Source organism: Klebsiella sp. Lac1 (genome assembly GCF_009825425.1).
Lineage (GTDB): Bacteria > Pseudomonadota > Gammaproteobacteria > Enterobacterales > Enterobacteriaceae > Klebsiella > Klebsiella electrica.
The window spans coordinates 2,458,229-2,475,632 of sequence record NZ_VJZJ01000001.1; the positions used below are offsets into that span (position 1 = coordinate 2,458,229).

At 52.2% G+C, this 17,404-nt stretch carries 26 protein-coding genes and 1 pseudogene; 1 reads left to right on the forward strand and 26 read right to left on the reverse strand.

Translation table 11 applies throughout. The features are described 5' to 3' along the window. Positions 1–13 precede the first annotated feature (13 nt). The 10 genes from FNY10_RS12075 to FNY10_RS12115 form a co-directional block, all read right to left on the reverse strand. Positions 14–1,660 (reverse strand): NUDIX hydrolase, encoded by a 1,647-nt coding sequence (locus FNY10_RS12075; RefSeq protein ID WP_160705015.1) that lies wholly within the window; start codon positions 1,658–1,660, stop codon positions 14–16. A gap of 12 nt (positions 1,661–1,672) precedes the next feature. Continuing rightward, positions 1,673–2,494: a hypothetical protein gene (locus FNY10_RS12080; RefSeq protein WP_160705016.1), complete on the reverse strand. Its 822-nt coding sequence runs from the start codon at positions 2,492–2,494 to the stop codon at positions 1,673–1,675. Continuing rightward, on the reverse strand, positions 2,491–3,906 hold the full coding sequence (locus FNY10_RS12085; protein WP_160705017.1) for an anti-CBASS protein Acb1 family protein: 1,416 nt from the start codon (positions 3,904–3,906) through the stop codon (positions 2,491–2,493). The genes FNY10_RS12080 and FNY10_RS12085 overlap by 4 nt, the downstream gene beginning before the upstream one ends. Positions 3,907–3,917: 11 nt before the next feature. Continuing rightward, on the reverse strand, positions 3,918–5,249 hold the full coding sequence (locus tag FNY10_RS12090) for a terminase large subunit domain-containing protein (protein ID WP_160705018.1): 1,332 nt from the start codon (positions 5,247–5,249) through the stop codon (positions 3,918–3,920). 2 nt (positions 5,250–5,251) lie between these two features. After that, positions 5,252–6,295: a terminase small subunit gene (locus tag FNY10_RS12095; protein ID WP_160705019.1), complete on the reverse strand. Its 1,044-nt coding sequence runs from the start codon at positions 6,293–6,295 to the stop codon at positions 5,252–5,254. 60 nt (positions 6,296–6,355) lie between these two features. Further along, the gene (locus FNY10_RS12100; RefSeq protein WP_160705020.1) at positions 6,356–7,072 is read right to left on the reverse strand and encodes a hypothetical protein; all 717 of its coding nucleotides are present in this window, start codon (positions 7,070–7,072) and stop codon (positions 6,356–6,358) included. A 138-nt stretch (positions 7,073–7,210) separates the two neighbouring features. Beyond that, complete coding sequence (locus FNY10_RS26950; RefSeq protein ID WP_416309058.1) at positions 7,211–7,468, reverse strand: Rz1 lytic protein; 258 nt, start codon at positions 7,466–7,468, stop codon at positions 7,211–7,213. Beyond that, positions 7,353–7,742 carry a DUF2570 domain-containing protein gene (locus FNY10_RS12105; protein WP_160705021.1) on the reverse strand — a complete coding sequence of 130 codons (390 nt, stop codon included), beginning with the start codon at positions 7,740–7,742 and terminating at the stop codon, positions 7,353–7,355. The genes FNY10_RS26950 and FNY10_RS12105 overlap by 116 nt, the downstream gene beginning before the upstream one ends. Beyond that, entirely contained in the window at positions 7,742–8,308 is a 567-nt protein-coding gene (locus FNY10_RS12110; RefSeq protein ID WP_160705022.1) for a lysozyme, read from the reverse strand. Before FNY10_RS12110 ends, FNY10_RS12105 begins: the two co-directional genes overlap by 1 nt. Beyond that, entirely contained in the window at positions 8,308–8,523 is a 216-nt protein-coding gene (locus tag FNY10_RS12115; protein ID WP_131050591.1) for a class II holin family protein, read from the reverse strand. The genes FNY10_RS12110 and FNY10_RS12115 overlap by 1 nt, the downstream gene beginning before the upstream one ends. Positions 8,524–8,607: 84 nt before the next feature. Between FNY10_RS12115 and FNY10_RS26620 the strand changes: the two genes are divergently transcribed. After that, the gene (locus FNY10_RS26620; protein ID WP_202395547.1) at positions 8,608–8,832 is read left to right on the forward strand and encodes a hypothetical protein; all 225 of its coding nucleotides are present in this window, start codon (positions 8,608–8,610) and stop codon (positions 8,830–8,832) included. Positions 8,833–9,203: 371 nt separating this feature from the next. On the opposite strand, the gene FNY10_RS12120 is transcribed toward FNY10_RS26620, so the two are convergent. The 16 genes and pseudogenes from FNY10_RS12120 to FNY10_RS12195 all read right to left on the reverse strand — a co-directional run bounded on the left by FNY10_RS12120 (position 9,204) and on the right by FNY10_RS12195 (position 17,403). Beyond that, positions 9,204–10,013 carry an antitermination protein gene (locus FNY10_RS12120; protein ID WP_160705023.1) on the reverse strand — a complete coding sequence of 270 codons (810 nt, stop codon included), beginning with the start codon at positions 10,011–10,013 and terminating at the stop codon, positions 9,204–9,206. Then, positions 10,010–10,150 carry a YlcG family protein gene (locus tag FNY10_RS12125; RefSeq protein ID WP_160705024.1) on the reverse strand — a complete coding sequence of 47 codons (141 nt, stop codon included), beginning with the start codon at positions 10,148–10,150 and terminating at the stop codon, positions 10,010–10,012. The genes FNY10_RS12120 and FNY10_RS12125 overlap by 4 nt, the downstream gene beginning before the upstream one ends. Continuing rightward, entirely contained in the window at positions 10,147–10,791 is a 645-nt protein-coding gene (locus FNY10_RS12130; protein WP_160705025.1) for a phage N-6-adenine-methyltransferase, read from the reverse strand. The genes FNY10_RS12125 and FNY10_RS12130 overlap by 4 nt, the downstream gene beginning before the upstream one ends. Next, complete coding sequence (locus tag FNY10_RS12135) at positions 10,788–11,381, reverse strand: recombination protein NinG (RefSeq protein ID WP_160705026.1); 594 nt, start codon at positions 11,379–11,381, stop codon at positions 10,788–10,790. The genes FNY10_RS12130 and FNY10_RS12135 overlap by 4 nt, the downstream gene beginning before the upstream one ends. A 166-nt stretch (positions 11,382–11,547) precedes the next feature. After that, positions 11,548–11,730: a hypothetical protein gene (locus FNY10_RS12140; RefSeq protein ID WP_160705027.1), complete on the reverse strand. Its 183-nt coding sequence runs from the start codon at positions 11,728–11,730 to the stop codon at positions 11,548–11,550. Between the two features lie 143 nt (positions 11,731–11,873). After that, complete coding sequence (locus tag FNY10_RS12145) at positions 11,874–12,143, reverse strand: hypothetical protein (RefSeq protein ID WP_160705028.1); 270 nt, start codon at positions 12,141–12,143, stop codon at positions 11,874–11,876. 77 nt (positions 12,144–12,220) lie between these two features. After that, positions 12,221–12,616, reverse strand: a complete 396-nt coding sequence (locus FNY10_RS12150) for a hypothetical protein (RefSeq protein WP_160705029.1) — start codon at positions 12,614–12,616, stop codon at positions 12,221–12,223. A 288-nt stretch (positions 12,617–12,904) separates the two neighbouring features. Next, a pseudogene (locus FNY10_RS27335) lies at positions 12,905–13,238 on the reverse strand (DUF550 domain-containing protein); the annotation flags it as partial. A 461-nt stretch (positions 13,239–13,699) separates the two neighbouring features. Continuing rightward, on the reverse strand, positions 13,700–13,894 hold the full coding sequence (locus tag FNY10_RS12160; protein WP_160705030.1) for a hypothetical protein: 195 nt from the start codon (positions 13,892–13,894) through the stop codon (positions 13,700–13,702). Further along, positions 13,894–14,559, reverse strand: a complete 666-nt coding sequence (locus tag FNY10_RS26960) for an ead/Ea22-like family protein (protein ID WP_227699378.1) — start codon at positions 14,557–14,559, stop codon at positions 13,894–13,896. Before FNY10_RS26960 ends, FNY10_RS12160 begins: the two co-directional genes overlap by 1 nt. After that, entirely contained in the window at positions 14,552–14,776 is a 225-nt protein-coding gene (locus tag FNY10_RS12170; RefSeq protein ID WP_160705126.1) for a hypothetical protein, read from the reverse strand. The genes FNY10_RS26960 and FNY10_RS12170 overlap by 8 nt, the downstream gene beginning before the upstream one ends. Continuing rightward, positions 14,773–15,255, reverse strand: a complete 483-nt coding sequence (locus FNY10_RS12175) for a class I SAM-dependent methyltransferase (RefSeq protein WP_160705127.1) — start codon at positions 15,253–15,255, stop codon at positions 14,773–14,775. Before FNY10_RS12175 ends, FNY10_RS12170 begins: the two co-directional genes overlap by 4 nt. A gap of 193 nt (positions 15,256–15,448) precedes the next feature. Further along, positions 15,449–16,090 (reverse strand): hypothetical protein, encoded by a 642-nt coding sequence (locus FNY10_RS26965; RefSeq protein WP_227699341.1) that lies wholly within the window; start codon positions 16,088–16,090, stop codon positions 15,449–15,451. Continuing rightward, positions 16,087–16,911 carry a ParB N-terminal domain-containing protein gene (locus tag FNY10_RS12185; protein ID WP_160705119.1) on the reverse strand — a complete coding sequence of 275 codons (825 nt, stop codon included), beginning with the start codon at positions 16,909–16,911 and terminating at the stop codon, positions 16,087–16,089. The genes FNY10_RS26965 and FNY10_RS12185 overlap by 4 nt, the downstream gene beginning before the upstream one ends. Then, on the reverse strand, positions 16,904–17,116 hold the full coding sequence (locus FNY10_RS12190) for a hypothetical protein (RefSeq protein WP_160726286.1): 213 nt from the start codon (positions 17,114–17,116) through the stop codon (positions 16,904–16,906). The genes FNY10_RS12185 and FNY10_RS12190 overlap by 8 nt, the downstream gene beginning before the upstream one ends. Then, entirely contained in the window at positions 17,113–17,403 is a 291-nt protein-coding gene (locus FNY10_RS12195) for a MarR family transcriptional regulator (protein ID WP_160705117.1), read from the reverse strand. Before FNY10_RS12195 ends, FNY10_RS12190 begins: the two co-directional genes overlap by 4 nt. Between the last annotated feature and the right edge of the window lies 1 nt (position 17,404).

Below are 17,404 nucleotides of genomic sequence, written 5' to 3' on the forward strand. Positions count from 1 at the left end.
TTGAGAACTCCCGTTAAGCCTGGTTGTTAAAACTGGTGACCTGGCGCTTGCCAGACTGGAACGGCGCCCAGGTAGCGGCAGGATCGCCTTCAAAGGTGCTGATTTGTCGACCGGTTGCATCGGCGCGCTTAATCTCGCGCAACATACCCGGACCTACTGACAGGCTGGCTGCCTTCTGCGCGTCGGCATAGATATGCTTTTCGGCAGTGCTCAGCAGTTGAGAATCGGCGATAGAAGAGAGATCGACGGCTTTGTAGTCCGGCGAATGCTCCTGCAGTTGAATCATCAGCCGGCGCCGGTAAGCCATCGGCTTTTCTCCAGACAGAGGGACTGGCGCTCGCTTGCCGAAGCTGGAGAAGACGCTATCGGCCTTAACCTGTGCATCAGCAACTTCGTTACGCTCCTCATCGCTCAACTCGGTGGGGATTCGAGAGCGCAGTTCGGCGATTTCCTGGCGTAACTGAGAGTCAGCTTTTTCACGCTCGCGCTCTTTCCGCTCACGTTCCAGTTTGTCATCTTCGCCCTTGGCTTCGTTCTCCCGCTTTTTCAGCTCGCTTTCATCGGCCTTGTCTTTAGCTTCGGCATCTGCCTTTTCCTTAGCGGCCTTAGCCTCTTCAGCCTCTTTTTCTTCTGCATCCGCCTTTTCTTTCTTGGCGGCCTCTTCGGCATCCGCTTTCTCTTTGGCTTCTTTGGCCTCGGAGTCTGCTTTAGCCATGCGAGCATCCATGCACTTATTGAATAGCTCTACAAATTTTTCCTCGTCCATCTTTTCAGCCTCTTTGGGAATGGAATCAGATTTAACACCGGTGGGGTTAAGGAGCTTGTCCCATACACCCTGTTCACAAATTGCAACGTGGTCGAGCAGCTCGGGGGATGGCTCCACCAGTAGAGGCTGACCGTCGACAATGATTGATTTAGCAACCTCTGAGAACCTCACAGTTGGCGAGGTGCTTAATTGCCTTGTTGCCATAATTTCAGCAGCTTCGGCGTCGTACACACGCGCAACGGCCCACACTTCGCCCTTATCGGCAACCCAGGCATTTGTCAGGGTGCCAATAACGCGCTTTGAGAACTCGTCACTATCAAGTGTTCTTTTTTCAGGGTGAAGCCAGATAAGTGGTACTCCGGCTACCCTCTGGAGAAATTCTGGGGTGAGATAGTCGTCCGGGTTACGGAACGTCATCTCCTGATCTGCAGATCGCCAGGTGACCCCTGTACCCGTCACCCGGATGGCGAACAGCCACATGTTGATAAAGTACTGCGGGCTGCTGAGCGTTCCGTCAGCGATGAGCGTGGCCACGTCGGTTTCGTTGAGCGCCTGCTGCGCCAGCATTTCAGCGAAAGGCTGGTGAAGCGGCTTTGGCAGATCGTCAATATGAAACCATCCGGCTGCCAGCGATTCGTCGTTTAGCTTAGCTTCGAACTGCTCCGGCACGTCTGCTCGGTATGTCAGGTAGTCACCATATACGCTGTGCGGCGTCAACGGGCCATCGTACTGATAGCCTGTTTCCTCCAGCACCTCGCGCCGTGCGGCGTCTATGGCTAACTCTCCTGCCTCTATCGTTCCGCCAGGCTGGCACCATGTGCCATCATCTGAGCGCTGGATCAGGAAGACGAAATTCCCCTGACGAAACATTATCCCGCTGCCAAAAATAGCCACGTTTTAATGCTCCTATGCTGCTTTCATAGACTCCAGAAACTTGCGACCCTTCTGGGTCAGCATGTACTCAGGAATGCTGCGGATGTTGTAGATGTAAGTCACGTAACAGCGACAGAAAACCTCTTCGCCGGGCTGCGTGATTTCATCGAGATAGCCAGCCGGACCAGCTTTGACATAACCGTTTTTCTGCGCCCAATTCCCGCGAATCAGGTAATACAGCAGATCGCGCTCCTTGTGGTCCTCACGGTAGTCATAGTTTGGCTGGCGCCAGTGGCTGTGCCATATCGCCGCTATCGCGTTATTGCTGGTTGCAATCACATTATCGATATTGGCGATCAACTTATGGTTCTGGTCAATCATCACTCGGCGCGCTTCGAAATCCATTTGCTCGGCGGATTTCTGAATATGCGTCGCTGTTTCCAGCATCGTTCCCTGAATACCGCGCAGAGCAATGCTTTCAGCAGAAGGAATGCTACTGGCCCAGCCACTAAAGCGGGATAGCGTGGTATCAATGGCTTTCTGCCGATTGAGCCTTATCAGGTCAACGCTGGCCAGTATTCGCCGGTCAAGCTCCGTCCTGACTTTTGGCTCAAGATAGTTAAGCGTGAAGCGGGATATTCCAGGATGCCTCTTTAGCGCATATGCGCGCCCTACCTGCAGGTCATACGCATGGGTGAGGTTTCTGGTCACCATTGCCGCGTAATCTTCAGAGGTTTCGCTCTCAGCGGCCTGCCTGATGATAGATTGCCAGCGTTCAAGCTCCTCACGCGACGTGTACCCGTTGCGAAGAAAGAACTTCACCGCTTCCCGTACCCTTCGCGTGAAAGTTTTCATAGCATCATCCCGCCGCCCGGATCTTCAGGTTTTTGTTGCTCTGGTCGATTATCCCTGAGCGAATCAAAGTCCAGATCAAGGCGCTGTGGGAACAGGCTTTCATTGGCGTTCGCATTGGCCTGAGCCCATTCAATCAGCGAAGTCCTGTTTTCGTCATCGGTATTTACTTGCGGGAGCAGTACTTCAAGCATGCTGACAATTGCCTTAAAGCGAATTTCATCAACCTTCACCTTCTCGCTTTCCGGTTCCTTAAGGGAGGATGGCCAGCGATATTCGAAGTTGTTTATCCATTTCGCAAAATAAAGGCTGTACGTATTTCTCAACTCAGGGAAATCAGCACGAAGGGACTGGAAAAATTCAATACTCCAGGCACGATACTGGCAAATGCGGATGAAATAATCGTACAGCGGCTCAAGCCACTCGCGGATGTTGTCGATGTAGACAGCAACAGAACGCGCATCTTCCGTCCCTTCACCAAATCCCTGAGCGAACGTCTCAGAGTTTAGGATGATCGCCGGCATGTCAGCCGCCGCAGCGATGTTTTCCAGAATGTGATTGCGCGCAGAGTCAAGAGGCTTTTCGAGATTGCTCAGGTCAATAGACTCGATCGTATCTTCATGACCTATCTGCAATACCTCGCCTGTCTTACCCCTTTTCAGCATCATGCGCTTAATACCGCCTAATGCCTGCATAACCTTATTGACCACGGCCCCGGCGTTTTTAATCCTGGTGATCAGCAAGCCGCCTTTCACTGCCACCATGTCGTCAGTGCGCATGGTCTGAATGAATGATTTCAGCGGAAACAGCGCACGCTGGTAAACGCTCCGCCCCGTAAAGCCGAATGCTGCAGGGTTGTACGCCAGATAAATAGGGTCCTCGTTTTGTACGACGACACAGCGCGATTTATGATACGGCTTGCCAGCCACCCGGATGCCGTCAACCTTCTGGAAATCTTGAGCGTTAGGGTCCTGGTTCAGAACGATACTGCCCGCGGTATTCAGCGGATCGAGAATATTAAAACTGATGTTGTGCTTGTAGAGCGTGCGATAGTCCAGCGATATGTTTGGTTCCTGGTTATCCACCAGCATAGCTATCGCAGAAACGCCATAAATACGCGATATACGGGCCGCGTTGGCGATATGCCGGTCCGCCCCGATCGATTTCCACTCCCGCTCAAAAGCATCGCGCAAACGCTGCTCAAGTCCGTACGACTGAGCAACATGTACAGATCGCGGTTCGTTCATTGCCATTTTGATCGGGCGGTCTACCATCTTCCCGCCTAACGGGTGAAACAGGTAAATCGTTTTGCAGGTCTGATATCCAGCCGACATACCAGGCTTGATATCGTCGCTATCCAGGAGCGTGATCAACTCCGGCGAGCAGCTGCCGATTTCGATATCATCTTCATTCATTGATTTTCTCGTCAGAGTGCGTCGCCGTTACCGAACGCGATGATTAGCCCGTAGGTGTAACAATCCAGTAAATCGTCGGCGCGCTTATGCGCTTTCTTGTCGGCAAGGTGGAATCGGGAAACCTGCTTGTGCAGATGGTTTGCTGTTTCGCCTTTAAAGGCCGCTGTCTTTTCGTAGGCGTACCGGGATATCTTCGCCAGGCAGCGGTAGTGATAGCCGGACGCCATAATTGCGCGTTCGTCTTTACCTTTGCTGGTCAGGTCGGACTCAATTTTGTTGACCGGCCATCCCAGGCTTTCGCCTTTCTGCAGGAGGATGCTGCCCATGCTGGCGTCTTCGATGAACACGCCGATATTGCCGTTTACAGCAACGCACTGCCCAGAAAGATCATTGAGGCGTTCGAATACCGACGGCATCCATGTTTCCAGCAGCGCGCCGTCTATCTGCACTACATCCCAGTCGAGAATTGTCAGGCGCTCCATGCCTGGGCGCTGGTCTAATGCGTAATAAACTACTGCAGTGCCGTCATGCTCAGTACCACCTTTAACGGCGGTGTCCATGACAGCGAAGACGGCCTGACACATTTCAGGGTATTCAACAGGCTGGTCCTGATTCTCGCCATCAAACCATTTGCGAACGTCGAACAGCGACGCAGCAGACCAGTCCACGAACTCGGCAAGGAACTCCTGCCGGAACACGCGCGGATCGTTGTTCTGCCTCTCCTTCTCCAGTTCTTCTGGCGGAACGAACGGGTTAGAGGATGTCGGGGCATGGTGCTCGATAAAGCCCAATGATTTGTCGTGACAGATGGCGTAAAAGAAGTTTTCCTCGTCCACCCCATCTGGTGTTGAAAATACGTAGGCACGGCCTTTTGTCGTCAGCAGTGTGGGCTTAATCGACTTCGGCCAGATTTCCTTCAGCATTTCAGGCGACTTGGTAAACGCTGCCTCATCGATCAGGATGATTTCGTACTCACGACCACGACCGGCCAGCTTGTTGTCGTTGGTGACCCAGAAGTCTATTTTTCCGCCATTCTTCAGCAGCAGGCGCTTTTCCTGCCGGCTAAAGCTCTTTTTCAGCGGCAGAAGGGTTTCTTCAAGCTTGTCGTATATCTCCTGATACTGGCGATATTCAGCAGTGAAGATGCCAACGCGGCCGCCTAGCATAATATCCATGCCTGGGCGCTTAAACGGAGCGGTCGCATAGGTAACAGCTGCACTCGACAGCATGAAGGTTTTACCCCATCGGCGACCACAGCGAACCGCATGCAGCGGAAAATCCCAGGAGTCTGACCAGACCTTTAATTGACCGTCATGCAGCGTAGGAAGGTAAATATCGGCCATGATTATCGCCCAGGTATTGGCAATGCGTTATGCACAACGATCGCGTTGTCTTTGTCTCCATCCTTCATCAATTCAATCTCGTGACGAAGTTTCTCGTTCTGCAGTTCCAGGCGCTCAATATCAAGCTGCGCCTGACGGTCGTTAGTTGCGCGCAAGAGAATAAGGCGAGCCAGTTCTTTACGGGCGCTATCCTTATCCGAGGTAAGAATTTCTATCCCAAACTTGCCCAACTTTACGCCTTGCAGCAGATAGCGGGCATCGCCTTCCAGATCTCGCGTATCAGCAAAAAAAGGTTCCCCATTGCCTTCACCGTTACAACGTGGGCATTCGGGGTTAGGGTCTGAGTTATCGATAAACCCAATTCCCCCTGAGGTATCAGGAGGTGCTACGCCATCTTTCTCTGCCTTTCTCTCGGCAGCCAATTGTTCGGCAATATCACGCCACTGGTATTTATGCTGATGACCCCAGCAGTAACGACAGTTAACACGGCGGTATTGCGCTATCTCGTTTGGGTCTGCGTTGATGATCGCAGTCAACTGCCCGATAACATCATCAAGCTCTGCCGCATAACGTTTCTGGCGTTCGTTGCGGAGGTGATGCACATAGCGAGAAACCCTGGCATTTCTAAGCATCCGCGATGCGTTCGAATATGCCGTTGCCCCCTCTCCCGAGTATCCGGCTTCCCTATAGGAATCCACCCTTGATTTACCATCGACAATGAATTGTGCGAATTTGGCTTGCTGGTCAGATATCCCAAAAAAATCAATATCTAACGAAACAATTTCAGGTGTGATATTTTCGGTAATTAGCGCCCTTGCAGGTGGTGGTGATTTTTCCTTGCTTTGCGGTTTTCCCTTCTGCGAATTCGCAGTTTTATTCGCAGTTTTTTTTTGCGAATTCGCACTACGTTTCGCAATTCTGATATACCGCTTTGCGCTTGAGTATTTCAGCCCCCGCGATTCACACCAGACCTCGGGAGAAATGCCGGTTTTGGCATGGTCGGACAGGAACTGTAGCTGAAGCTCGCCCCAGTCCAGCTTTGCCATATGTAGATCCTCGCCTTGACATTATCGAGCCACCTCGTGAAGTGGCTCTGTAATGCCCAATCAGTCCTTAATGAACTCTTCCGTGTGAATACCGATCTCACCAGTAAGCAACTGAGCACTGGTTGCATCGATGTTCACTGATGTATGAGGGTTGGCGTTTTCGTTAAGCCATTTGATTACCGGCTTCACTACGCCTTCGAAGGAGGAACTGCGAGCCTTATTAACGTCGGTCACGTGGCAGTCACCGAGGCACGGACCTTTATCGGTAAAGCAGTTTATGCAGGCGTGATCGTGAATTTTCTCAGGGGCGCTAAAAGTCTCTTGAAAACCATGCCCCTCGTTATACCAACTCCCGCAGAGGCGATATTCGTAATCAATTGCCTCTTCATGAAAGAAGGTTAGTAACCCTGGATTTGCAATGAGCTCAGGGACACAAGGTTGGTAACCTTCCCCAATAGCCTGCTTGATATACTCAATCATGGACTTTCGTGATGGCGACTTAGTATCCTCACCCGGCGTTCCGTCAGTTTCATCATCACCCTCACACACCGGAATACAGCGCACGCCGTCAATGAGGTGGTCACGGAAGATGCGGGTTTCCAGCGAGTCGGGTGCTATACATAACTCAATATTTACTCCTGAGCCCAGCTTGATGTAGGGTTTACCATTTGAGTAACCTTCAAATAACAGAGTTTCGATTGGCTTGCGGTCTTCGCTAATCCCGAAAGCCTGAGAAAGCTGCAGAAGCTGAACTTTCCAATATTTGATAACTTTCATGCTGTTTTCCTTTTAGATGTGAGCCTGTCGTACAGGAGCGCCGCCCGAGAGAGGTCGCCACCTTTAACGGCGTTCCTCAGGCTCACGACTGAAAGACTCTCGATGGTTTGCGTGTACGATACGCATTAAAAAGCCCCGCTATTGCGAGGCTCGTTGTTTCTCTGCTTGCCTGATATCAGCCTTATCCCTGTTGCACTGCCCCAGCGCCGACAGCAGGCTGACGTTCAGATCCAGACTCTGACCCCACGTCAGATTGTCAGGTATTTCTGGCTGCGGTGTATCAGCTGTCAGGCTGGCCGGTAACAGCACCACCGGCACTTTGACGTAAACCGTTCGCGTATTGTTGCAACCGCTTAACTGCGCCAGCAGGCACATGGCGATTAGTGCAATCATCACTCGCAATAGCCACTTTGATGTCTGCCGAGGCTCCCGATGCGCCCAGTGCGATCTGCTCTTTTGCATGCTGATTGGCCTCTGCGATGGAATTGAAAATTGACATAGTGGTCAGGACGTTTGAGGTAATGGCCTGAGCGGTGTTTACCTGCAACTCTGCTGTTTCGGCTCGGGTTTCCTGCTGACTGGCGGCATTGTGGTAATGCATTGCCAGCCACCCGAGACAAACAATCAAGCAGATAACCACTGCACTGATAATTGCGGTTAAGCGGCTCATCAGAATACTCCCGGAGCAGATGGCGGAATGCCGGGATTTAATGGCCCGAAGCCATCATCTACTTTCTGTGGTTTTTCATCCCATAGACACACTTCGCGCTCAATCTCTCGGCGCGTTACCAGGCCCTTCCACTCTTTGCCACCGGCATAGGTCCAGCGTCGCAATTGGTCACACGCGCCTTTCTGGTCGCCCTGATTGATTTTGCGCAGCAGCGTTGAGACCTGGAAATTGCCAGCGCCAACGTTATACGCGAACGAGTACAGCGCCCCACGCATCGTTTCGGGGATTGGCTGTTTGATATACGGGTTAATCTGGCGGGCGACGGTGTTCAGGTCTTTCCTGAGCAGAATGCGGCACTCTGTTTCGGAGTAGGTTTTCCCCAACATGATGTCTTTGCCAGTGTGGCCATAGCAGACCGTCCAGACGCCGACTACATCCTGGTACGGCTTATACCGTACACCCTCAAGACCATCATTGCCGGTCGAGCCTGTGATAAGCGCAGAAGCGATAGCAATAGCGCCACCGCCAACAGCTGCAATGACACTTTTTCGAAGTGCTGGAGACATTATTCACCCCTTGCAGCTTTACGCCGGTCTTCTTTGATTTTGAAATACAAATTTGTCAGGTAGGTAAGAAAACCGAATACCAGACTCCCAAGAACGCCAATGGCAGCCCACTGGGATGGGGATACTTTGTCGAGCAGTTGTAGCATCCAGAACCCCGCGCTACCTGCGGACGAGCCGTAGGCAATGCCTGTAGTGAGTTTGTCCATTCTGTGCATGCTCCACCTCCGTTGTTGACGGATGGCGCTGTGTGTTTGAAAGGGGTCAGGCTTCACGGGCTGGATTAACAACAACGCACGTCGATGATGATTCCCGTGAGCCTGAAAATAAAAAACCCGCTCAAGGCGGGAAGGAATACCAGGGGTAAAAATGACGGCTGTAGCCGTAATGGTCCCACGGTAGAGGGATTTGATGTGGTGGCTGGAATCGAACCAGCTTCCATTGGTGCGCTGCCAATTGCAGTACGCGCAGCGTTCCGCTACATGACTAGTATTTTCACGGTCGCTTATCTGCTAGCTCGCCATTGAGCTTCACCACAACGATAAACCAACCCGCTTGTTGCCATGAATCGTACAATTCAAAGCTGGCAAATTGATTTACCTGTTGTGTGCTCCGTTTCGTGGAGCTGACGCCGCCGGAATTACACCGGCAGAATCTTCACAGGAGTATGGGGCAGCAATCTGGTTAAGGACTCTCGCGTATGAGCTTCAACGTGTAGTGCGGCACGTATTCGCTCAAGAGCTCTGACCGGATTGCAGATACGAAAAAGCCCCGGTTATTACCGAGGCTTTGAATTTCTTCGCTTACGAATAGGCAGAAAATCCCATCGTTGGTAAAATCCTAACCACTTTTTTTGAAGATTGCAAGCATCGTGTCGTTAAAATACATAAAAATGACGCTAACATGTGACCTTCCTCAATTGCGCTTCAGCATAAGCCTCTTCCTGCCAGCATTTCGTCACCAGCTTATCAATGACTTCTGCATACCCGCTGTACCACTGATATTTCGTAAGGTCAGGCACAATTTTTTCCACAACGAAACGAGCAAGACTGGTCGGGATCCTGCTATAACGATTGCCATTGCAGCGCCCGCATATCTTCGTTACCGGCACTCCGAGCAATTTACTTCTCTTTTCATCAAACACAGTCCCCTTACCTTTGCATCCACGGCAGGCTGTGCTTATTTCACCCTTCCCGTCACAGTGATCGCATATCACTTTTTCCAGGCCTTTCACGTCCACCCATTCCTCCCAGTAGGACGGATAAACACCTTTCGTTGCGGCGGCCCATTTGGGAGGCTTTCCATCTGGATACTGGACCTTTCTCGTACTGATATCACGATATACAAACCCGCTCCCCTTGCAGTGCGGGCATGATGCTTTACTGGCTGCGGATCTGGAATAGTCCGCATAAGCAAACTGCACCAGCACAAGCAAAATTTCAGTGCGAGCTTTATCGCTAAGCTTCATCAATACCGGGTTACGAAGCGTTACTGCGTATGCCATTAACCCATCTATCGCAATTTGTGGATCAGAAATGCCTACCTTTGCCAGAAACAAAGAGAATCCCAAGGGGGCCTTTGACTGAACCATTCCCTGTGCGGCCATCACATCCGTTATTGTTAACGCATCACTACTGGTTGCCGGAGTTTCATCATTAAGCTTCGGTGATTTTGGCGAATAGAACTTAGGCAATGATTCAAGATTCATGCTGTCTCTCCCAGGGACTGATAAATACGAACGTAATTTCTGAGGATGCGATAGTCGGTCATCACCGTTCCCCGGTGCCGGCAGAGGCGGAGCTTTTGCCAGCGCTCCCTGATGCGCTCTATTGCGTCACGGTTCATATGGTCACCTTTTTACTAATGGCAAACTGCGCCAGTGCCATAAAGGCGCGGCCCTTTGATTCGAGTTCAGTTCGATTGATGTAACTAAAATGCTCTCCGCGCCATGACTTATCGAACACAACAATGGCACCAGCGAAAAATGCGCTGGTTGGCTTTTGTTTGTCGTCGGCAGGGGTAAACCAGAGAGGCAAATCGAAACCAATTCGCCCACGAATAAAGCAGACATGGTCCGCACCTTCCGGCCACCACGTTTCACTCGTTGCGGATTTAACCAGGAAGACGTAGCGACCGCCCTTCTCACGTTGAGCGACTGCGTAATTCATGATGTGTGTCATGCCAGTGATGGCTTGCTTTTCGTGGTACTGAGAGCGGCTATATGGAGGATTACCGAATGCTGCCCCTCCGAGTTCAGTCAGACGGCCAGACCAGTCTTGCACCAGCGCATTGTCTTCAGCGGTATACCAGGCTGGGCATTTTGCGTTGCTATCGTCAGCGAACAGGTCCAGAACTAACGGGCCAAACATCGCATTGATTCCCCAGAACAGCGGATCCGGGGTGCGCCATTGGTCACCAACCTCTTTTAAATAATGGGATGGTGCTACGCGTTGATCTGCCAGGGATTCGCAGTAAGAATTAGTCATGCCGCCTCCTGTGATTTTTTAAGTGCGCGTAAGTCGGCGTATGCTTCGGTTCGGATGGCTTCCAGTTCTTCAATAGTCCAGCGGTGAATCCGGTTGTCGTTATCAAGCTCCTGTACAGTAGCTTCACCGTATTTTCCCACCAGCCCGACGCGGTAGGCTTTGATGTTCCCTGACTTGCCTACGTTGCAGTCATCGCACTGAAGATTGATATTGATGCGGGTAAACCGCAGGTGAGAGGCTTTGGCAACGGTTCGATAATGTCCAGCATGCCATATAGCGGCCTGGTGAGTTCCACATGAAATACAGCCCTCTCCATTGGCAAGGGCCATTTCACGGCAAAGGGTATTCACAACCCGCTCTGTGACTTCCAGCCAGTGACTGAGGGGCTTTTGCGCCGTCTTTGGCTCAGGACGGATATGGTGAACGGGTTTATTTTTTAACCGGTCTTGCGCTTTTGCTTTTTGCTTTTCGCGCTGAAGCGCTAGGTACTGGCCTTTATGCTCTTCACAGCACCAGTAAACGTTTGAGAAGGTAAGGTTAAACCACGCACCGCAACCGGGTGCTTTGCATCTGCGACGGGGATCTCTCATATCGCACCGCCCTGGTGCGACAGACGTACAGAAACACCAGCGTTGGGATTGGCCGGTGTCAGGAGGTAGGGCTTTTGAGTGTGTTTCTTCTGCGCCATCGGTTTTTCTCCGTGGCACAGCAACTGGTAAGCAGGGTTGTTCAGACCCGTAATTAATATAGCTAATTTTATTCTTGAATTACAGGGGGCAATCCAGCTTTCTTACAAGCTTCATCAAGGGATTTAAGGGAGGTCACAAACTCATCCTTTCGAAGTGGAAAACCCCTCTTTGCGGTTCCTTTATCGAAGTAAATCAGAACCGGTCCAACGTGATCATTCAGTCCCGGAAACAAATCGTCTGGAATCTCCATTCAAGCCCCTTCAAAGCCGCACCCGTCAGGATCCTGTAGCTCCAGAGGGTTATTACTGTATATAATTACAGTATCATTATGGTCAAATGAACGGGTTTTGCAATGATTTAAGGCTACTAATTGTCAGTAGCCCAGGGTGCTTTTTATTGCGGCGTCTTAGCATCGACCTTGTTGTGAATCTCCCAAAGGCTAATCCCGCAACTTGCGCAGAAACTGGCGAGATAGTCCAGCCCTGACCACTCGCGGATACCACCGCGAGCAGCCTCAACAAAAACCGCGATCTCCTTATCGCGCCACAGGCCAAACAATCGCCAGCCACCGCCGTCAGGCCTTTTTACCGCGGCGACTCGTGTCAGGACGCCGGTCTGATATAGCTCAGTAAAGGCCGGCTTCTTTCGCGTTATCATTCGCATAAATAACAAACCTTAGATTTGTTGATTACAAATAGCGTGTTTGCGTTTTATGGCTTTGCGTTCTGCGGGGGATTTACTCATTGCTTTATCCCCTGCTCGGTATTTTTCAGGTCGTTTTCCGCGAAGAGGATCGACGTTCTGGCAGAGCGTAGCCGGGCCTTTGCGTTTTTCTCTTCGCGTTCGAGGTTGGCTACGGCCTCGCGTAGTTCGTCCCGGCGGTTATGAAGCTGCTGAATCTCTCTCACCACAGCCTCGCCATCAGTCGCGCACTGAAGAACGTACAGGAAAGGGTCTACAGCGCAGCCACATTGCAGGCACAGAATGACCCGCCCCTTCTCATCGACTTCAACGGCTTTATGCTTGCAGTGCTGTTCCCTATAGCCCTTCCTGTCAGTTACGGTGATGTTCAGCAACCTCTCTTCATCACGCTTTGGCTGAACCAGAGTGATGACGTTGTCGCTATCTTTGTCCATCTGGTACCTCCTGCGGGGCTGCTGCGAGCATGGCCTTATGCATAGCATCGTAGCCATCTTCCTCGGCGCGCATGGCGGCATCAATCATCGCGCGGGTGGCATCAATCGGCACCATTTTCCAACCATCCGGAATTACCGGAGAGTTGCCAGCCTGTATGGTACCTTCATTGGCGAGGGTACCAGCCTGGAGCGTGGCGGCGTTCCAGATGTCCCACGCGAAGTCTTTCAGTTCGTCATCCTGCGCCAGAGGATGGGTATACGCTGACCAGAATTCCTCAAAGTCGCCATAGGCTACCGGCGCTGGCTGCTCTTTGATGTGCAACCGCGGCTCACCGTCTTTTGGCGCCGGCCACTCGCGCTGTTTATTCACCGCCAGCTTTTCGATCATCGCCTGGGTAATCTGCTCGTCAGTGATACCAGCACGGCGCTGAGCATCCCACAGCAGAAACTGCATATCAGCCCACTCGCTCAGGTCGTCGGGTTCAGTAGCAGCCTCCAGCGCTTCTTTACTGAGGTGCTTCAGCGGGCCAACCGGACCGACATCGCCGAACGTAGCCTGTGACCATTCGGCGTGCTCGCGGCGTACTTTGTCACGGTCCAGCGCTGGCTGCGGTGCTGTGTATGGTTCGTCATCGAGATCAATTGGTGAGTTGCAGTTCGGGCAGTACCCATCACAATCACCAATAGCAGAAATCTCAACCTCATTTTTGCAAGACCAGCACGCCACTTTTTCCGCCACCGGCTCGCTGTCACTCTCGGCCTTGCGGCGCTCCTGGAGTTCGCGCAGGGCCGAGAGCATTACGCCGTGGATGATTGTCTGTACCTTATTCCCTTCTTTTGAGTGGTAATCAAACGTAGTACGGCGAAACTCGATTAGTTCCTGTAGCGTTTCGTCGTCTAACTTCTCACTGGCTACGGTCGGGTGAACAGGCGGCTTATCTCCTTTACGGCGTTCCTGTAGCTCTGTAAACGCATGGCGGAGATTGGCTTCTGTGCTCGATGATAATGGGTAGCCGGACGTTGCCAGGCGAAAAGTTTCCGCCAATTCATCGTCAGTCAGTCTGGTTAATTTGCTGGTCATTTCTATGGCTCCATCGCTACAACTGTGAGATTGTCGAAATCATCCCTGCCTGAAAACTCATCAGATGCGTCATATACATGGCCGACTGAATTGTTAAATTCACCCTCTCCCTGGTCGTGGTCTTTCCAGATAACAATCGCATCTGGAGGCATTTTTCGTAATTTGTTAATCAATTGCTTCACTGTTAGTTGAGCCATCACTCCCCCTCCCACTTGATGCCAGCGGCGGCACCTATGCGCGCATAAACGATCACGCCATCCTCGGGGCGCTTGCGCGGTAAAAAGATATCAGGGCGAGGCCACAGAGCAATAAAGCGGCATTCGCTGTTTTCAAGACGGTGAAATGCCTGCTCGCTCATCACGCCGACTGGTCGAAGATGCTCCTGTTCGCGCTCCAGCTCGGCGATGCGCTGGCGCAGTGCTGCGATCTCCATCTCTGCAGCATCGGCATAATGGACGTTTTCATGCTCCAGCGGCGGCAGGTCTGGAGTATTCACACCAAACAGCGCCGCCAGTGCTCGATAGTTCAGCTCGCTGTGATAGCGACCTTTGCAGCGGACAAGTTTTTCGGCGGCAGTGCGAATAGCTTCAAGACCTTCTCTCTCTACGCGAAGACGACCAACTGTAAGCATCAAGTCCTGATTTTCTTCGTCGCGCTCTTTGGCGTACTGTTGCGCCTTCTCCAGCGCCTCTACCAGCTCAGCGCTGGCCGCTTTCCATGCCGTCCACATGCAGGTGTAAATCTGCTCGGAATAGCCTTCGGTAGTGCGCCGCTTTTTGAGGTAGCCCCACGGAGCCGCGCAAGCATGTTCTGCCCACGCTTCGAATTTCTCTCTCTGCGCCAGTTCGGTGATATCAGTCATGGCTGGCCTCCTCGAATAACACTTCACCATCAATGCCGCCCAGGACATAAACGATCGAACCGTCATCCCGGTATTCGATAGGCATAGCGCTCCAGCCGTCACCTGCGGGTTCTTCATCATCGCCAACCAGAATAAAACCGCCGGCAGATTCTACCGCTTCGTAATATTCGCCTTCGGTCCACCAACCCTCGGTATCTTTGATGCATTTGACTTTCATGCTGCAGCCCCTTTCACGAAAATTACCCAGTGCGTTTTGTCCGCTTTCCCGGTGCGTTGCCAGATGACCGGCTTCTCGTCGGTCAGCGCCAGAATCTGGCTAACCGGTATCTGGGTTTCGTTCCATTTGAAGATGAGAACGCCGTGCGTCCGCAGTACGCGAAACGCCTCCTTGAAACCAGCACGTAGGTCATCGCGCCAGGTATCTTTGTTCAGGCGTCCGTATTTCTTACCCATCCAGGCGTTATCTCCGACGCGCTCAAGATGTGGCGGGTCAAACACAACAACAGGGAAAGAGGCGTCGGAAAACGGCAGTGCGCGGAAGTCGGCGATAATGTCCGGGCTGATAACCAGGCGGCGACCGTCGCACAGGGTGTGTTCTTCAGCGCGAATATCGGTGAACACTGCGCGTTCGTCCTGTTTGTCGAACCAGAACATGCGAGAACCGCAGCACATGTCCAGAATGGATTGCTCAGTCATTTGGCCCCCTCCATGTTTGCATGCTCTCGGATTTGCTCGATAAGCTCGTTGGCGTCAACCTCAAAGCACTCCAGAGTTTCGCATCCGCCAACCTTAGAGCCTGATATGCGGTGGCCACCGCTGTCATTACTGACGCAAAGAGACAGGCCGCCGCTCTGGTTATGACAGACCTCGATATAAACGTGATTCGGCTTCAGCATTTGTCGGCCCCCTCGCGCAGCGCAGCATAGATTGCATCCAATGCCTTGCGCTTATTCAGATACCCATCACCAATCCACTCTCCGTGCAGCATGGCGTAATATTTACCATCGTCATCATGGAACGGGCCACGAATTGACCAGTCTGTAGTGATGGCGTTGATGACATCCTGCACCTGCTGAAATTTCAAAGGTTTCATTTGGCCCCCTCGCGCAGCAAATAAAGCCCAGCCAGCAGCGCAGACTCTGCCTCTTCCAAACCAGGGTGATACCCGTAGACTGCGCCAGCCCGCTCCACTACACGACTCAAGAACCCGGGGGTCGATAGTCCAGCCATTAGATGGGGTGCTATTTTTCGGGTATTCGATAGCAGCCTTAATCCCGGCAATTGCTGCGTTGGTAGCGGGGGTTTCGACCTGCCACCACAGCAGATGCATATTCGGCCCATCAAAAGCGCCATCAGACTCATAACCACGCAATTCCTCAGATAGGCAATCGTTCATTACCTTCAGCCCCACATTCTCCGCAGCCAGCTGCTGGTACGCTTTCGCTAAGTCCAGATACTTCCGCTCTTTAATCGAAAGCTCGCCCACGCTCTCAAGCGACTGAATAATCTCGTTTACTGTTGAGATGTTCATGCTGCCGCCTTACTGCGATCCGCAGCGATTTTTTTCTGTTCGTCGATAATTTCCAGCATTTCAGCCAATGCAAGACCGTCCAGGGCAATAACGCCTTCGTCACTGATTTGTGCCAGCGCCAACAGCTCTACCGCGCGGCGGGCTTTTTTCACGCTGATTTCCGGCGACACAAACGATTTAGTGACCTTTTTCACACCAGCAGCGGCGGCTTTTGCCTTGTCCTGTGCCAGCACTTCGCCAGCTTTTTCACCGTGCTCTTTGATACGGTCTACCGCCACGGATGCCGATACCTCTCCAGATTTAACGCTCTTCTGAATAGCGTGGTCCGCCGTGCTGAGCGTCAGCAGCTTCTCGATTGTCGGGATCGACTTGTGCACCAGCTTTGCGATTTCCGCAGTGGTAAGGTTGAATGCTGCCAGGTCTTTCACCACAGCAGCCTGTTCAACCGCAGTCAGAGGCAACTGGTTATTGCTCGTCATGATGCGGGCAATACGCTCAACGTCATTGCCGGTGAAGGAAATAATCTGGATGCGCTCAACCGGTTTCCCAGCCTCACGGCAGCGGAGATATGCGCGATGCCGACGATGCCCCTCGACAATCCACACCCCACCCTCATCACGAACAACAACTTCCAGCGGAGGAACCGTGCCGCCGTTCATCAGATAATTAAATAATTCGTCATCAGCCTGACGTGTGCGCTCATCATCCTCGCGGCGATTGAAGTCAGGTTTTACATGCAGCTCATCAATGCGGATGAACATGCCACTATCGGTGCGCTTGATGATGTCGCCGTCTCGCATTTGTCTGAATGAATTAGCCATTTTTAACCTCGCTGTTTTTTACCGCGTCTATCCATTTTTTCTCAATTTCCTTCCTGGCATTTTCTTTGCCACCAGCCCAGTAACCATGACCAACGCGATAGTGGTAGTACGGGCATTTCAGGGCGACGAAACAGGAACCGAATGAGTTGTTCTTCCAGTGAAACTCCGGATCGAGTCCACACTCAGGGCATGCAGGTAATTTCATCGCGCAGCCCCTCGGTGTTCTCTCAGGAGGGTCTCAAACATCAGACGCTCCCGGTTGCTACAGCCAAATGGCATGTCGTTAATGCGCCACACGGTCACGCCATCCCGGAGGCCGCCAGGGATGATGCGGTGCATCCCCCGTAACTGGCGGATCTGGCCGGATACTGACGGCATACGGCGGTTCAGTGCGCTGGCAATCTCTGCCGCTGTCATGTCTGGATTGGCCGCGATAAAGTCGAGCATCGGTATTTCGCTAGCCTGCTGTGTTTTGGATTTTGTTGTTTTCATG

Coding starts and splice junctions, on each gene's coding strand:
- FNY10_RS12080 (WP_160705016.1), bottom strand. CDS start 2,494: ATGAAAACTTTCACGCGAAGGGTACGGGAAGCGGTGAAGTTCTTTCTT.
- FNY10_RS12085 (WP_160705017.1), bottom strand. CDS start 3,906: ATGAATGAAGATGATATCGAAATCGGCAGCTGCTCGCCGGAGTTGATC.
- FNY10_RS12090 (WP_160705018.1), bottom strand. CDS start 5,249: ATGGCCGATATTTACCTTCCTACGCTGCATGACGGTCAATTAAAGGTC.
- FNY10_RS12095 (WP_160705019.1), bottom strand. CDS start 6,295: ATGGCAAAGCTGGACTGGGGCGAGCTTCAGCTACAGTTCCTGTCCGAC.
- FNY10_RS12100 (WP_160705020.1), bottom strand. CDS start 7,072: ATGAAAGTTATCAAATATTGGAAAGTTCAGCTTCTGCAGCTTTCTCAG.
- FNY10_RS12105 (WP_160705021.1), bottom strand. CDS start 7,742: ATGAGCCGCTTAACCGCAATTATCAGTGCAGTGGTTATCTGCTTGATT.
- FNY10_RS12110 (WP_160705022.1), bottom strand. CDS start 8,308: ATGTCTCCAGCACTTCGAAAAAGTGTCATTGCAGCTGTTGGCGGTGGC.
- FNY10_RS12115 (WP_131050591.1), bottom strand. CDS start 8,523: ATGCACAGAATGGACAAACTCACTACAGGCATTGCCTACGGCTCGTCC.
- FNY10_RS26620 (WP_202395547.1), top strand. CDS start 8,608: ATGATGATTCCCGTGAGCCTGAAAATAAAAAACCCGCTCAAGGCGGGA.
- FNY10_RS12120 (WP_160705023.1), bottom strand. CDS start 10,013: ATGAATCTTGAATCATTGCCTAAGTTCTATTCGCCAAAATCACCGAAG.
- FNY10_RS12125 (WP_160705024.1), bottom strand. CDS start 10,150: ATGAACCGTGACGCAATAGAGCGCATCAGGGAGCGCTGGCAAAAGCTC.
- FNY10_RS12130 (WP_160705025.1), bottom strand. CDS start 10,791: ATGACTAATTCTTACTGCGAATCCCTGGCAGATCAACGCGTAGCACCA.
- FNY10_RS12135 (WP_160705026.1), bottom strand. CDS start 11,381: ATGAGAGATCCCCGTCGCAGATGCAAAGCACCCGGTTGCGGTGCGTGG.
- FNY10_RS12140 (WP_160705027.1), bottom strand. CDS start 11,730: ATGGAGATTCCAGACGATTTGTTTCCGGGACTGAATGATCACGTTGGA.
- FNY10_RS12145 (WP_160705028.1), bottom strand. CDS start 12,143: ATGCGAATGATAACGCGAAAGAAGCCGGCCTTTACTGAGCTATATCAG.
- FNY10_RS12150 (WP_160705029.1), bottom strand. CDS start 12,616: ATGGACAAAGATAGCGACAACGTCATCACTCTGGTTCAGCCAAAGCGT.
- FNY10_RS12160 (WP_160705030.1), bottom strand. CDS start 13,894: ATGGCTCAACTAACAGTGAAGCAATTGATTAACAAATTACGAAAAATG.
- FNY10_RS26960 (WP_227699378.1), bottom strand. CDS start 14,559: ATGACTGATATCACCGAACTGGCGCAGAGAGAGAAATTCGAAGCGTGG.
- FNY10_RS12170 (WP_160705126.1), bottom strand. CDS start 14,776: ATGAAAGTCAAATGCATCAAAGATACCGAGGGTTGGTGGACCGAAGGC.
- FNY10_RS12175 (WP_160705127.1), bottom strand. CDS start 15,255: ATGACTGAGCAATCCATTCTGGACATGTGCTGCGGTTCTCGCATGTTC.
- FNY10_RS26965 (WP_227699341.1), bottom strand. CDS start 16,090: ATGAACATCTCAACAGTAAACGAGATTATTCAGTCGCTTGAGAGCGTG.
- FNY10_RS12185 (WP_160705119.1), bottom strand. CDS start 16,911: ATGGCTAATTCATTCAGACAAATGCGAGACGGCGACATCATCAAGCGC.
- FNY10_RS12190 (WP_160726286.1), bottom strand. CDS start 17,116: ATGAAATTACCTGCATGCCCTGAGTGTGGACTCGATCCGGAGTTTCAC.
- FNY10_RS12195 (WP_160705117.1), bottom strand. CDS start 17,403: ATGAAAACAACAAAATCCAAAACACAGCAGGCTAGCGAAATACCGATG.